The sequence below is a fragment of the Streptomyces sp. UF-297 genome, assembly GCF_058245575.1.
Map to the genome: position 1 here is coordinate 37,484 of NZ_JBSIBZ010000053.1, position 15,619 is coordinate 53,102.

Sequence of the window (15,619 nt, forward strand, 5' to 3'; positions counted from 1 at the left end):
CTTGCGAGAGCTGCTCCAGATGTAGAGGTTCTGTCCGACAATGCCCCTACGTGTTAAAGCGAGGCTCAAGAGAGGTGACACCGGGCGTGGGGGGTTTGGCGCGTGACGCTGCCGTAGAGGTCCTCAAGTACCTGCACAAGCGACTGCATGACCACTTCCGGACGCTTCACGAACATCGCCGGGCACTCCAGCCGGCGGCTCCTGTCTTTGCGCTGGAGCACGACCTCAGCAACAGCGACTTCGAGTTGCTCCTACATGCGGTGCGTGGGGCTGTCAGGCAGGGACTCGATGATCGCTTCCGTGCTTGGTGGTTGCCCTTTGTAGTACACGCAGCAGAGATCGGCTATAAGTACGTTGGAGACGAGTACTGGCCGCTCTTCGCCCAGGAAACACCGGGCTGGGAAAGCAGTCCGGGTTGGAGCGTGACCACCAACCGCCAGCGCATCAAACAGTGGTTCAAGCGATTCGCAGCCGACTACGGCGGGGCCGAGCCGAAGGGAGGCTTTGCAACCAACTTCAGCATCATTGCCTGGCCAATCACACACGCCGTCATACCCGCCGATCTCCAACGGCAGTTGGCGCAGCTTCTGTTTGAGTCGCGCGCGGTATTGACCGCAGAGCTCCTTAGTGATCCCCACGCTCTGGGCGCATGTCTGGCCTCGCGCACCGGTGGATATAGCGAGCGTTTCCAGATCTTCTGCAGCAACCAGAGCCTCCTCGGCCAGGTGGCCGCCGCAATTCTCTCAGGCGACGACGAGGACTCCCCGTACCTAGTGCGATCGACACTCGCTCGCCTGGTCGACGACCTGACCAACGAACGTCAGTCACGAACCTGGTTGGCCCGCGCCAAGCACTCGGCCAACTTGGTCCGCTCAAGCGGATTTCTCCCCCGGAACTCGAGCATGGGACCCGTGCACCGGGGGCAGCCACTCGCGGCCGTCACCAACCCGAAGCTTCTCCTGCGGCAGGAAGATGGTGGTTGGCGCCCCTATTTGGAACTGCCTAATCTCACGCCGCTGCAGGCTCAGCACGATCAAGTCGGTCAGGAGCTTCGGAATCTCCGCCCGAAAGTTGAGGGCCATCGTAAACCGCTTCCCCGCGGCAAGCTGCTGTACCCGAGTGAAGTATCGCTGTCCACCTGGCCACGGCCCGAGGGTCCCATTATCCAACTGGAGCGGGGATCATCGGTCGTGAACAGCCTGATCGCGGAGCATTGCTCCATCACCCAGGGCCCGTGGTGGGTTTTCCGGAAGCAACCGGATGGGCTGGCCCTGGAGGTCAAGGGCAAATTTGTGCGGCCGGGCCACGAGTATTGCCTGGTCGGACGACTCGATAGTGAACCGCCCGCGCTACCATTCGTCACTAAAGCGACGGTTCTGGCTGAAGGAGCGCACGCCTTCGAGGTGAAGGTGCCAGAAGTTGTGGACGAAGCGGAAATTTCCAAGCTTGCGGCGACCGAGCTGTCGGTGGTGACAGATGTGTCGATTCGCCCCGTCGGTCTCGTCCCTGGGGCCTGGGACGGGGAAGGTGCCGTCGAGTGGCTGGCTGGGGACCCGGCGCTGCTCGCGGTGCGTTCCAGCCGAGCCATGGAAATGTGCGCTGTGACCGTCGATGGTGGGCTCCCAATTGCGCTCGAGTGGCCTGTCACTAAGGCGGAATTAGTCTTTGCCCTTGAGGATCTCACCGTGGGCACTCACGAGGTCGACATTGCACTATTGGGCACAGACAACGGTGCGGCGGTTAAAAGCGGCTCACTCGCGATCACGATCCGTGACCCACACATAAACCTGGATGAAACTACTGAGGGCGCAGGTATCCGGCTGTTTGCCACACCAGCGCGTCCGAAACTGACCGAGCTCTGGGATGGTCGGGCGAGCCTCTCGATCGACGGTCCGCCAAGCACGAAAGCTGAACTGGTGATCGTGCTGCGTGACGATGCCGGCAACGCACTGGCACAGGCACAGCACAGTATCTCGCTTCCTTTCAGCGATAGCGCATGGGAAAGGTTGGCAGATCAGGAACTGCACAAGAGAAAACTGCTCGCCGCCTACGACGAGGCCGAGTCGTGCGAAGTGTCGGTGTCCCGAAGCGGAGTGGGCTTCGCGTCCCTGGTCTGCGAACGCGGCTTCCATCCGCTTCGCTGGGTGCTTACCAAGCGGCACAACGGCGAGCATGAGGCACGCCTGATCGATCGAACAGGCGGGGATGACACTCAGGTGCTCATGTTTTCGGCGGAGGCGCCTCTGGTCGGCGAGCGCTGCGATTCCCGTCGACCAATTGCCGTCCCGACGAATGGAGGGCTGCTGCAGGCGACGTCTCGCAATGTGACCGCGGCCTTCGTCTTGCCACCCGAGCCAAACCGGCTGCGCCAGAGACCAAACGACTGTCCGACCATCGTGTACGCAGAAACGTCGCTCTCCGAGATGAAGCGACTCATCTTTGGTCACCGCCGGTGGCTCGACGCCGATGCGCCAGCAGATCCGTTCACTCGTCATCAGCGGGAACAGGTTCTCAGCGCAATCACAACGGCCCTTGTGTCCCTTGCCGCCGGAAGCAGGTGGGCTAACTTGGAGCGCAAACGCATTCCTGTCGGCGATCGCAAGCCGCCTGATGTGTTGGACGAAATGCAGGAACTCGTGGGTCAGGCTCCGAAGCAGCGTGCTGCGGCCCAGCAGATTGCCAACCACCTCTGGAAATGGGCGGACTCACCGGCAGCGCTGAGCGAAGGATTCGCCAGTGCGATTCGCATCATCGCTGCAGCCAGTGGCATCGACGATCCGCATACCGCAGCAGACTTCTTGCTTCCTCTTGTGACCAGACCGGGCTCTCTCGCGAGTTGGGACGAGGCCGAACGAGACCAACTCTTGGAGTGTGTGCTGCGGTCTCCTGTGCTCATTCGGGCAGCTCGCTTCGCTGTGCTCGGGACGGAAGACCTACGAGAGGCGTCGAACAAGTCGGTTGTCGGAGGTAGCCGATGAACACAACTCCCGTCAGTGGTCCCCATGCGGCGGAGCGCGCGGTCCGTGCGCTGGGGCTGGATGAGACTGCTACTGACCTGTTCTCGACAGAAGCGATATGCGCCTCGCTTCGCCGCGCGGCTTCATTCCTGTGCCCGACGACACGGCGTCGACTCGTGGAAGCAGTCCTTGAGGCCGTTAGCCCGCTCGACGAGTCGTGCTTGGTGACTCGTGGCCAGGTCGCGGAGCAGTTGGATTTCTTAGTGTCGATTGGTGACCTGGTCGAACTCCCTCGCCAGGAGGATCGCGGCAGTCGCCAGCTCTATCTGGCTCCTCCCTCGTATGTGGTGAAGGCTCCTGGGCTGTACCTCTTGCTAGGTGTACGCCCAAACGCCTCCCCGCTCGTGGACGAGTCTGTGGGCGCGGAGGTGCTGTACGAGGGCCATACACGATCCATAGAACTGCCCCCCGAGGTGGGCCCTATCCGATTGCGGGCCGCTGGCCTGCATGAGATCCGACGTGAGCACTGGCTCCAACACCCGAGGGCGGATCACGCAGTTGCTGTCGTCGTTGCGATGCGTCAGCGTCTGGATCAGGCCGCAGAATCTGGCGATGTCAGCGCTCTAACAATCATCGATCCTGGGGCATCAGTTCACTACTACCGCGGCCGCTGGCGACCACCCGCGGACGACGACTCCGGCGACTTCGTTGCTCGCCGGCCTCAGGCCTACGGTGCAGACCTGTGGTGCCTTGTACGGATTGAGCGTGGTGTGCCCCTCGCGCTCGTGGATCTGCCGGTTGACGCCTCTGATGTGCCAGCCCGCGACGAAGCGTGGCGCTTCCAGGCAGCCATCGATGCCGTGACGGGAAACCCGCAGGTAATGCACGTCCGGTCCGCTACAGGGGCGCCCGGGAGCCGAATGTTGAACTTGTTCGGACCTGTGCCCGGCTGGGCTCAGCGCTACCTCGAGCTCGTGGGAACCCCCGTCTCACGGGCCAGAGGCGCATTGATCTCGTACCGCGTACCGATGTCGGCGATCGGCGAGATGTCGGCGTTCGTCACTGACATGCTGTGGATGCACGTCAGAGAAGAGGGAGGGGTGGCGTGACAGTGGAAGCGCCAACGATCGCGGAGACGGTCAGCAAGATTCAGGCGGCCCTTCGGGACTACATCGAGGCGACCTATCACGTGGGGCATCCCACCGTGATCGATCAGCGCCGTGTGCTGCTCGAACAAGAGGGCGTGCTGTTCCGAGCGCCCTTCATCGAGAGCACTCCCCGCTACCAGACGAACCGAAGTTTTGGTGATCTCGAACTCGCTGCACCTGTCCAAGCGCTCTTCGGCAGCTTGACAACAAACGTTGGTGACCTGAAGCCACTGCTGTATGACCCGCCCTATACCCACCAGGCTGAGGCACTTGAATGGACGACTCGTGACGGCCTTAGCCTTGCGGTCACCACTGGTACCGGCTCAGGAAAGACGGAGTCGTTTCTCCTCCCGATGCTGGCGAAGCTTGCAGCGGAGGCGGCGAACAAGCCTGAATCGTTCGCAGCTCCGGCTGTGCGGTCCTTGATCCTCTATCCGATGAACGCGCTGGTGAATGACCAGTTGGGTCGACTTCGGCTCCTGCTCGGCGATCCGCGCGTCACAGCCCAGTTCAGCGAGTGGGCCGGCCGCCCAGCACGCTTCGCCCGTTACACCAGCCGAACCCTGTACCCCGGCGTACGGAAGGTCAAGAAGGACCAGGCACGGCTTCGCTCGATCGAGGACTTCTACGTTCATCTCATCAACCGGGCAGACGACCCAACGTCGCAGGGGCACGGCGAGGCGGCAGGTCTCATCGACAAGCTGCGATCGCGCGGAAAGTGGCCGGCCAAGCCAGATCTGAAGACCTGGTACGGCGATAGTGGCTCCCGTTGGAAGAACAAGGATGGCGAGTTCGTCCGTGCCATCCTCCAGCCCAACGATCCTGAACTCCTGACGCGCCATGAGGTGCTGGGCACACCTCCGGATGTCTTGATCACGAACTACTCGATGCTTGAGTACATGCTGATGCGCCCACTTGAGCGGCCAGTGTTCGATGCGACGCGGGCTTGGTTGGCGAACAACCCCGATGAGAAGTTCCTCCTCGTCATCGATGAGGCCCATCTCTACCGCGGCGCGGCCGGCGCCGAGGTTGCCCTCCTGCTGCGCCGGCTTCGCGCAAGGCTTGGGATTGCCCCCGAGCAACTACAGGTGATCTGTACGAGCGCGAGCTTCGCGAGCCCTGAGTACGCGCGTCAGTTCGCTGCACAGTTGAGCGGCAAGTCCGAGTCCGACTTCAAGACGGTAGAAGGCCGTCTCGCTCTCCGGGAACTCGCTGGGCCTGGGAGCCTCCAGGACGCTCAAACTCTCGCTGCCGTACCGATGCACGATTTCTACGAGGGTGAGGAAGACGAGGCCCGCATCGCCGCTGTTCAGGGGCTTCTGGACTATCGAAAAGTTGCCGTGAAAGAGGGCGCCACGGTAGGTGAGCTGCTACACGATGCTCTCAGCGGATTCGGCCCGATGAATCTGCTCGTCAACGAGACGATGCAGCGGGCACAACCGGTAAGCGAGTTGGGCGCGCTCATCTTCCCGACTGTTGAGAAGCAGCTTGCCAATAGGGCTGTGTCTTCCCTGGTAGCGCTCGGTAGTGCGGCGCGACGGTCGGCGGATGACGCGGGTCTGCTGCCATGTCGCGTGCATGCGTTCTTTCGTGGGCTGCCTGGCCTGTGGGCGTGTCTCGACCCCGATTGTCCGGAGGTTGACCGGGAAGTGCACCCGGAGCCGGGGCCGGTTGGCAAGCTTTACGCCCAGCCGCAGGCAACCTGTGGTTGTGGTGCCCGGGTCTTCGAACTGTACACCTGCAGGCACTGCGGCTCCGCCTATGCACGGACCTATACTGACGACGTAATCGAGCCGTCGTACCTATGGCACGAGCCGGGCGGATCATTCGAGTCCGCGTCGGGTTCCATCCCGGAACTCGAGGCGCTCGATCTACTACTTGAGGACCCCTCCGATGGCGATGTCGAGCCCGCCGACATCGATCTCGTTACCGGACGACTCAATCCAGAAGGGCTCGGTGACCGCGTCCGCAGTGTCTTCATTCCTCGGCTTCGAAGGGGAGAAGTCGTCAAGGGTGACGACGATGGCAGCGATGGTGAGGCGGAAGCGAACGGAGAGTTCAAGCCCTGCGGTGTCTGTGGGCAACTCGCCGGGTTCGGCCGTTCCTCGGTGCAGGATCACCAGACGAAGGGTGACCAGCCGTTCCAAGCCTTGGTGACGCGTCAGCTCGAGGTCCAACCACCGGGTGCCCAGCCGTACAGCGACTTTGCGCCGCTGCGCGGTCGCAAGGTGCTCGCGTTCTCCGACTCCCGCCAGGTTGCTGCGCGGCTTGCACCCAACCTTCAGAGCTACTCGATGCGCGATGTCATTCGGCCCCTGGTCTTGCGCGGGTGGCAGGAACTGGCGAATCAACCGTTCCTGGCGCCGTCGCTCAGCTTGGAGCGTCTGTACGTGGCCGTCATGGTCGGAGCGCGTGTGTTGTCGGTGCGGCTGCGTCCGGAACTACGTCCTATGGAGACGCTGCATGTCTTGGACACGGTCGCGAAGGCAATCGACAAGGGTGCGCTATCGGGCAATGTCGCGGAGTTGGTGCCACTGCTCACCACCGCCAATCCGCCGCAGTCGCTGCTGAGGGCGATGTACGCGACACTAACGGACAAGTATTACGGGCTGTCGTCCCTGGGTCTTGCGTCCCTCCGTGAACGGGTAAACCTCACCGATACATTGTTGACGGAACTGCCAGACATTGACGGGGTCGCAAGCAACGCCGACACCAAACTTGCGCTCGTTCGGTTGTGGCTGGCGCAATGGAACACCCCAACCCGAGGCATCTGGTTCCCGTCGATGACCGAAGGTGACTGGTGGAGGACAAAGGGCGGGGTCAAGCCGCACACGGGTAAGTTTCAGGCGATCGAGCGTTGGCTCGGTTCAAAGGCGGCAAGGAAAAAGTTCGCGGACGACTGGCTGCAGACACTCCTCACAACTTTCTGCGAACCAGTGGTCGGCAAGTTTCGGTTGTTGGCTCAGCACGTTGCCCTGGAACTCGGTGACATGTGGGGATATTGTGAACGCTGCCGCTTCACGCAGCGACCGTTTCCCGGAACAACCCGGTGCGTCAACTGCGGGCACGATCGGGTTCGCACGCTGAATCCCGACACGGATCCGGTCTTCCAAGCCCGGAAAGGCTACTACCGGGCCAGTGCGGCCCGGGCTTTGAGTGACCCGCCCGAGCCACCCTTGAGCATCATCGCCGCCGAGCACACGGCACAGCTCAATGCCGCCCAGTCCGACGCCGTATTCTCCAAGGCGGAAGAACACGAGTTGCTGTTCCAGGACGTCGACCTCGGCTTGACCCGCCAAGGCGAGCAGTCACGCGCTGCCATCGACGTTCTGTCCTGCACGACCACGATGGAAGTCGGCATCGACATCGGCAGTCTGACCGGCGTCGCGCTGCGCAACATGCCCCCATCGCGTGCCAACTACCAGCAGCGCGCAGGACGGGCGGGGCGTAGGGGCAACGCTGTCGCCACCGTACTGGCCTTCGGAAGTGCCGACACACATGACGACCACTACTTCCGTCAGCCAGAGCTCATGATCCGCGGCGAAGTCGACGACCCAGTACTGACGATGAACAACGACGAAATCGCGCGTCGCCATGTCATCGCTTACCTGCTACAGCGCTATCACCAGGATCGGCTGCCAGCAATCGAGCCTGACGAGCAGCCGCAGCTCTTCGAAGTCCTCGGCACTGTGGAGGCATTCGTAGGGACAGCATCCCCCCTGAATCGGACCGATTTGGAAGAGTGGCTGAGGTCCGAGGAGCATGCGCTGCGTGAGGAGATTGCGTCGTGGCTTCCCTGTGAACTGAGCGAGGCGGACCGCGAGGCCGTTCTGAGCGGGGTCGTCACGAACACACTCCGTGAGATCGACAAAGCCCTTGACCTGGACCTCGACGGGAGTCTGCCAGCTGCCTCCGAGGGAGATGCCTCACCGGAGCCCGATGAGGTGGAGGCAGAGGGCCCCGCCGAAGACGGCGCTGAGGAGCCGAGCGCCCGGCGGAGCCAAACAAACCTGCTTGATCGGCTGCTGTACAAGGGAGTGCTGCCGCGCTACGCGTTTCCGACGGATGTCGTGGCCTTCCACGTCTTCGATCTCGATCGGTCAACACCGTTCAAGGCCGAGTTCCACTATGCGCCCAGTCAGGGACTCCCGGTGGCCCTCAGCCAGTACGCACCTGGCAAAGTGGTGTGGGTTGACAACAAGGAGTGGACCTCCGGTGCCATCTACGCACCGGTCCAAGAGGAACGCTTCCAAGCCTGGCGAGAGAAACTGCTGTACTTCGAGTGCCAGGTATGCCACTACGCCAAGCATTACCCTCACGACCCGGCAGAGCGCGGCAAGGAGCGGGACTGTCCCGCCTGCGGTGCCGAGGGCAAGTTCGGCAAGGCAAAGAACTGGATGCGACCGCCGGGCTTTGCGCACCCGGCCGATAAGGCGCCGGGTACAAGCCCAGACGACGCGCCGGCCCGCAGTTACGCCACACGCGCCAAGCTCATGGCTCCCGGGCCGACCGAGGAGACTGCCTGGCGGCGCGTCACCGATCGCTTGGCACAGACGTACCGCCGCGAAACCCTGCTCGTCACCAACACCGGTCCGCGCAACGAGGGATACACCTACTGCACGCGCTGCGGGCTCATCGAGCCGACTGCGACTGCGACTGGGGTGGTCGTCGGTACACACAAGAAGCCTTACCCCGACGAGAAGGCCCCGGACTGTCCCGGCACGGGCTCAACACGGGGCTTGGTACTCGGAACTGACTTCATCTCGGATGTGCTTCTGGTTCGCTTGAAGGTGGCCTCGCCGATCACATTGAGGCCACCTCTGCTGTCGACACACATCGCGCTCCGTACGGTCGCTGAGGGGCTGACGATCGCCGCGACTCAAAGGCTCGATATTGAGGCGACGGAACTACAGGCAGAGTACCGTCCTGCGCTGACTCCCCTCGGTAAAGAAGGCCTTGAGGCCGAGATCTACGTGTACGACACGCTCGCAGGTGGAGCTGGCTTCGCTCGACGGGTCAACGACTACGGAATGGAAATCCTTGAACGGACGCTGGAGCACCTCGAAGAATGCCCGGCGAACTGCGACGAGTCCTGCTACCGCTGTCTGCGTAGCTTCCGTAACCGATTCGAGCACGGCCTCCTTGACCGGCACGTCGGTGCGAGTCTGCTGCGCTACCTGATCCACGGAACCCCGCCGAGTTTGGACGAGGAGCGACTCGAGCGATCGGCCGACAAACTCTACGAGGACCTCATCAGCCGAGCGCTCCACGACGTTTCCTTCACCCGAGGCGTCAAGATCGACATTGAGGGAATTGGAACGATCACCGCGCCTATCCTGGCAAGGCGGGATGACCAGCAGTGGATCCTGGGCGTGCACGGCCCGCTCAGCCCTGAACTGGCGCCGACCGATGGGTTGCGTGCGGCGAAGCAGTCCGGCAACGTCCCAGTCCGTCTGATCGATGACATGGTGATCTCTCGCAATCTCCCGTTCGCCAGCCAGCAGATTCTGCAGGCATTGACCTAAGCGAAAGCAGGATCTGGATCGCCGCCGGCGCCAAGGCGCCGGCGGCGATCCCGTCATTGCCATTCAATACCGCTAGTCCCGTTGCAGAAGCGGAGAAGTCAAGTCTGCGACAGGAGACGCCGATGGTGCGCGTCGAGTCGTGTAGCGGCGACCGCAGGTGAGGGCACAGGTGCCGGCCGGATTCAGTGCCTGCCTGCCAGACGAGCCTGGCAGGACGTTGGTGACCTTCGCCAAGGCCAGCTCCCTGGGCCTCCGAGTCCTCTTCGCGACCGCCACATCGAGCTGATGGGGAGTCAAATGATCGCGACTGCTGGGTCGACTGGTTGTGCGCACGACCTGCATGTTCGCCGTGATCGCTGCTACACCACTGGGCGGAACATGACCGAAGCTTGGATCCCGCATCACCGACACAGTGCTCGGGGGCCGCATGCAAACGTTCGTGTGGCGAAGCCTTCGAACGGAAATGAATAGACTTTAGGGTGACTTTGACTGCTGGCAGGGATGCCAGGAGGGGACATATGCCGACAGACGACCTCGAAGAGCCTATGGGTGAAGACGATCTCGCAGAGGGGCAAGTGCCTATCACGGCGCTGCAGGAACATTTCAGCGTCTCGTTCACGCGAATGATCGCCTACGCTGCCGGATGCTCCATAAAGCCTCACGAGACCGACTACGAGGGCGTTGACATTACGATCGTTTCCTCAACGGAGTATCGCGGTTACTACGGTCCGCAGTTCGAGCTTCAACTTAAGTGCACTCATCAAGAAAGCCTGCTCAAAGATGACAGCATGACCTGGCGGATGAAGGCAAAGCCGTTTCGGAAATTGACACGCAGAAAACGGTACATCCCCGCCTATCTCGGCGTACTCCTTATCCCGCGCGAACCAGAGCCATGGCTCCGAACCGACGAATGGGGGTTGTTCACGCGTAGCCGCATGTTCTGGGAGTCTGCCGATAATCTGAGACATGATGGCCCGATCAAGGAATACCACACGGTGCATTTGCCACGCCGAAACCTGTTCACAGGCGAGCAGCTTTTGGGCATAATGAAAACGATCGGCGATGCAGAGGAGGGTTCGCGGTGAACCGATCTACACTCGACAGTTACCGCGATATTGCATCTGCGTTGACCCCTCTCGCCGTTTCCCAGTTCCTGGCTTCTCATGACTGGGAACTGGAACACCAGCAGCCAGATGTTCGTCAGGTCTGGCGCTACGGCTCGGGCCACTTGTCCACCGCGCCACGCGTCATGATCCCGCTTGCTACGGACTTCGCCGATTTCATGCCACGCTTCGTAGATGCGCTCGCGTCGCTCGCACACATTCACGACTGGGACGCAGGTCAACTGCTGGAGCGAGTCATCTCTACACGCGCGGACCTCTTTTTCGTTCGCCTCGACCAAGGCATGATTGACGGCACGATCCCCTTCCAGCAAGCCGAAAAGACGCTGCAAGCCATTTACAAGATGATGAAGGCGGCAGCAACCACAACCGCTGACCCCAATCACTCACATAAGGGACGGAGGCCAGCAGCAGTAGGCGAATTTCTGGATGAAGATGTACGGCTCGGGCACACGAAGCGTGGAAGTTTCGTGTTCACTGTCGTAACACGCCTAGGAGACGCTAACCCTCAGGCTATCGACGACCTCGAGCGCCCAACTATTGCCTTCCCTCGGCGGGTCATGGAAACCCTGGCTAGAGGGCTTGAGACCACAAAGCGCCTGACGCAATCCTGGGACCAGGGGGCCCTCGAATTCCCAAGCAGTCTGGGGCTAAGTGCAGGCCTAGTCGAATCACTCGAAGATATGTCGCAGCCCGAGCACCTTCGTTCACTGGACTTGTCTTTCCAATGGGCGGCAGCTGAAGGTAAGCCGGACGTAGGACTCGCAACCATTGTGCTGGACCGCGATGTGATTGATGAGCTCCCGCGAGTTCGGGAGCGACTCGTACGAAGGGAAGAGCCCGTACGACGGGAGACTTTGGTCGGACTCGTTAAGTCACTCACGCGGGATGATGCAACGCCCAGCAACGATGAATCAGCAATCATCACCGTCGCGGCGGAGGTAAGTGGTAAGACTCTGCGAGTCCAGGTTCCACTGACAGGAGAGAACCACGGCTGGGCAATAATGGCTTATAGGCGCCAACTGCCCTTTACTGTGACCGGAGACCTCTCATACGAACGCCGCGCATGGCGTCTGACGGGCGAAATCGAAGTCGATTCGAGCTTCCTGCAGCATCTCTCGGGGTCGTCAACACCCGACTTGGGCGAGGCATGAAGCCAGCACTGCAAGCATCAGCATCGATCCCTTGGTGGGTGCAATACCCCGGAGCCCGGGATATTGCACCCAGCGGACGCAGGCGATCCCATGACAACCCTGTGCCGGGCGCCTGTGCTTGACGCCATAGGGGGACGCCGATTCCACCGCGTCGGCAGGTGTCCCAGGCTGCTGGCGGGCCGGCGCCGACGTCTGGGATAGGTGGTAGCGACCTCTTAATTGGAGATAGGAAACATTTCCTCTCCGGGTGCCGGCATTCCCTCTCCTACGGGCAACGGTACCCGGGCACCGTGCTCCACTGGACGGACCAACCGATGCGAGCGCATGGATTCAAGAACATGCCCCTGTGTGGCCCGCCGTCGGCACCAGCGCTCAAGCCACCACTCGGAGACTTTGGCGTCCGCTTCGGTCAGTTCGGGATTCAGCAGGTACTTCGGCTCGCCGTCGATGCCGAGCGAGTAGTCCCGCAGGTTCTCAACCAGAGGAACGCCGTAGAGGATCCGCTCACGTCCATGCTTGAGAAGTTCGTTGGCTGGCCAGCCAAGCGCAGCCAGCCCTACCCGGACTTTACGCAGGCGGGGGCTGACACCCTCGCCGAAGAGGCTGTTGATCCGGACGAGTGAGCCTCGCAACGCCGAGACTCGAACCAGGGCTTCGACGGTCTCATCGGAGAAGTGAGACGTCCCGAAGGAGCGTGACCGTCCGAGCTCGTGAAAGCCCATACGGCTGTCGCTATCGCCGCCCATGACGTCCGCGGGCCAAAACAGCCGATTGTACTGACTTGAACCGGTGCCGTAGAGCGACGTGGTTCCGACAAAGGAGAGCCGGGGTTCACGCAGTATCGGACGGCCGGCCATGGCCGACGCAATTTCACTTGGGCGTGCATACTTCTTGCGGTAAGCGGACAGCACCTGGGGCGAGACGGCAAGCGCCCCCACCAGCTTCCCCGCAGCTAGCGCGTTGTAGGGCGCCACGGCGCCGCAGACAGTGAGGTCGGCGATGACAGTACCGACCCGCTCTCCCCGTGCGCGACGCACCACTCGGCGCATCTGCGAACGAGCCTTCGGGTCCGAGAAGGCCTTGGTCAGTCCTTCGATCGTGGGCGGGGAGAGATAGCCTCCAAGCAGGCTGGCGATCTCTAGGGCTTCTGCGAGCGCTGACGAACGCTTGCTCCGAAATAGGTCAGTTTCGGCGCGCTCCACCCACGCTTCACGGTCGATGTTGCGGACGGCACGGATCGTGCTTGCCTGGTGGTGCCTCTGACGGTGCCGATCGGCATCGGCTCGCAGCCGAGCGATGACCTCGGGCGTGGGCGCTGCCAGGTCGGTCGGTTGGAGAATCCCATCGCGAAGGAGATCGTCAACGTAGATCTCGCTCTGCTGGCCCTCGATCCGCTGAGCCAGCCAGCCAGCAATATCAGCTGTGGGCTCAGCTTGCACCTGCTCGAGGAACTGATCCGTCTCCCAGCCCATCCAGTGGTCACGTTCGGCAATCTGGACTACTGGGCTCGAGATGGCCGCCAACCCAATCACGGTGTGAAACTCTGTGGCTGCGTCCCGGACCAAAATCGGCATCGAGCGGCCAGGCACGGTCGCGTAGGCGTTGGACCATGTGTGGCGAAAGTAACGCCAGATGTCGTGAAGCTTGAATCCGGTCAGCTCGCAAATCGATGAGTCGACGATCTGAACGTAGGGCTTAATGACGTCCGCAGACGCGCCGGCGCGCTGAACCGCGTCCGCCAGCTCGCGGCCGTCACGCATCAGGTTGAAGACGGAGACCAACCGGTCGCCGTGCTGGTGCGTGCGCTCCATTCCCTCGACGAACCGGCGGACGCTGGTCTTTCTGAGCTGTTCATCACGACGGAGATGCTCCTGACGCCGGATCCGAGCCTTCTCCACCTTGCGGTCGCCGTGAACCGAAGGCGGGGTAAAGACGGCGCTAGCCCTGTCCACTCGAACCGTCCAGCCTTGATCCACAAGATCGATGGCGACGTGAGCAGCTGCCGCGAGCAGAGGCTGGTCGTACAAGTTGTTGATCTTGGCTGCCTTCATCCATCGATCGTGGTCGCCTACGGCCTCAGCTCCCACCGGCGTGCTCGCAAGCTGGGTGCAGAGCCGGGCAAACCCTTGTCGTTCCCGGCGGGAGGCATCGGCCGGAAGGCTGAGAGGAACGAGCTTGGCCTCTTCTTTCATGACTTTTGGAGCATCCGTCCGTAGGTCCTGCTCCACATGCGCAGGAGATCGTCGCAGTTGTGGCCGTCGCGGCTGAGAAGTGTTGTGGTGCGGGCGAAGGACAGGAGGAACAGTTCGAGAGCAGTACGGAGTTCTCCTGCCGCCTCATCACTCAACGTCTGGAGCGGACGGTACAACGCTGCGAAGGCAGGGTGGTCAACGTTCAGCGTGACATCGAGCGTGCGCCGCTTCAGAGAGGAGGCGAACATCTTATCGATCGAGAGTTGCTCGGATCCAATCCGGTAGCTCAGGGCGCCCGAGCCCTTCCCCGCCGTAGGGATGACAGGCAGATCGGCATCCGCGGCCGCCGCTACCCGGCACGACGCCTCCGTGGCCGCTTGAAACTTGACCTCCTCGAAGGCTTGGCGGACACGCGAGTTCAAAAGCCGGGCGATCGCCTCCAACTCCGGCCCGAGTGCCTCCTGGAGTACCTGGGAAGGCCGGATTCCCTGCTTGTTGATGGTGATGCCAAAGTGCTCATCGAGTACGGGATCAAACTCGATCTCGCAGCGCCACCAGTCGTCGTAGTTCTCTTTGCGCTTCGCCCCCATGAGGTGCCAGCCGCTCGCGATCTCGCGACCGGCGCGGAGGATGGAGACACCGGCTCCGCCGACGATGCCGCTGCGCCGCTTGGTCACGTTATCGAGGTGATGCCAGTGCTGTACCGGCAGCATCGCGAACCGGACGGTAACGAAGGCCGTTTTGCCCGACGACGCTGCCAGTTCGTAGCGGAGCGGCTCGAACGCCAATCCTGCGCTGTGCCCCTCCATCTTCGCCGTGAAAAGCATGGGATCGACCGGATCGACCCGCTTCCCATTGAGGGTCAACGTGAGGTCCCCGTTGCTGAGGAAGCGACGGTAGATGCGTCCAAGGTCCCGCCGCAGCGCACGCTCGAGCCAGGCGAGGCGCCGGTACTCGATACGGTCACAGTGCTGCCAGGTCACCAGGCAACCCGACCCCGTTGTGGCGCCAGGCTGACGGCGAGCCCGAAGATCGACTGGAGTCCCGGCGGCGATGGCGTCGACGTCCAAGCAGACCTGGTTGGCTGTCTGACCGTTCTGCCATGAGGTCACCTTTACTCGCCGCGCCTGGCTGAGGGACGCAGCGGGCAGCCCCATACCGAACCGGCCGAACGACTGCCTTTCATCGAATCGTGACGAGCCGCCGAAGCGAAGGCATGCCTCGAGTTCGGAGCGCGACATGCCTTCCCCGTCGTCCTCGACACGGATCTCCGGAAGACCTCCTGGTTTGGGTCTCGTGACCGTGACCGCGACCTCCGTCGCTGCCGCCTGGAGCGAGTTGTCGATGAGTTCTGCGAGGGCAGTCGAGAGGCTTGCGTAGCCCGACTCACGGACTGCGCGGATGAAGTTAGAGGAGACCAGGAGGTCGTCCTTACGTTGCGTCTGCCGGCCCATCGCTTCTCCCGATGACTTGCTCAGATTCCTGCGTCGAGAGTAGCTGCATCGAGGCCGCCTGGAAAGCA

General features: G+C 62.1%; 7 protein-coding genes. 5 read left to right on the forward strand and 2 right to left on the reverse strand.

The features are described from left to right. Positions 1-74 precede the first annotated feature (74 nt). From AC4IJH_RS26590 to AC4IJH_RS26610, 5 genes are all read left to right on the forward strand, one after another. Positions 75-2,978 (forward strand): hypothetical protein, encoded by a 2,904-nt coding sequence (locus tag AC4IJH_RS26590; RefSeq protein ID WP_490854386.1) that lies wholly within the window; start codon positions 75-77, stop codon positions 2,976-2,978. Beyond that, complete coding sequence (locus tag AC4IJH_RS26595) at positions 2,975-4,066, forward strand: hypothetical protein (protein WP_490854387.1); 1,092 nt, start codon at positions 2,975-2,977, stop codon at positions 4,064-4,066. The genes AC4IJH_RS26590 and AC4IJH_RS26595 overlap by 4 nt, the downstream gene beginning before the upstream one ends. Continuing rightward, positions 4,063-9,630, forward strand: a complete 5,568-nt coding sequence (locus AC4IJH_RS26600) for a DEAD/DEAH box helicase (protein WP_490854388.1) — start codon at positions 4,063-4,065, stop codon at positions 9,628-9,630. Before AC4IJH_RS26595 ends, AC4IJH_RS26600 begins: the two co-directional genes overlap by 4 nt. 518 nt (positions 9,631-10,148) lie before the next feature. After that, positions 10,149-10,715 (forward strand): DUF4365 domain-containing protein, encoded by a 567-nt coding sequence (locus AC4IJH_RS26605; protein WP_490854389.1) that lies wholly within the window; start codon positions 10,149-10,151, stop codon positions 10,713-10,715. Next, a complete protein-coding gene (locus AC4IJH_RS26610; protein ID WP_490854390.1) occupies positions 10,712-11,905 on the forward strand; it encodes a hypothetical protein in 1,194 nt (397 codons plus the stop codon). The genes AC4IJH_RS26605 and AC4IJH_RS26610 overlap by 4 nt, the downstream gene beginning before the upstream one ends. A gap of 215 nt (positions 11,906-12,120) precedes the next feature. On the opposite strand, the gene AC4IJH_RS26615 is transcribed toward AC4IJH_RS26610, so the two are convergent. Then, on the reverse strand, positions 12,121-13,956 hold the full coding sequence (locus tag AC4IJH_RS26615; RefSeq protein ID WP_490854391.1) for a Druantia anti-phage system protein DruA: 1,836 nt from the start codon (positions 13,954-13,956) through the stop codon (positions 12,121-12,123). 137 nt (positions 13,957-14,093) lie between these two features. After that, complete coding sequence (locus AC4IJH_RS26620; protein ID WP_490854392.1) at positions 14,094-15,551, reverse strand: ATP-binding protein; 1,458 nt, start codon at positions 15,549-15,551, stop codon at positions 14,094-14,096. Positions 15,552-15,619: the final 68 nt, after the last annotated feature.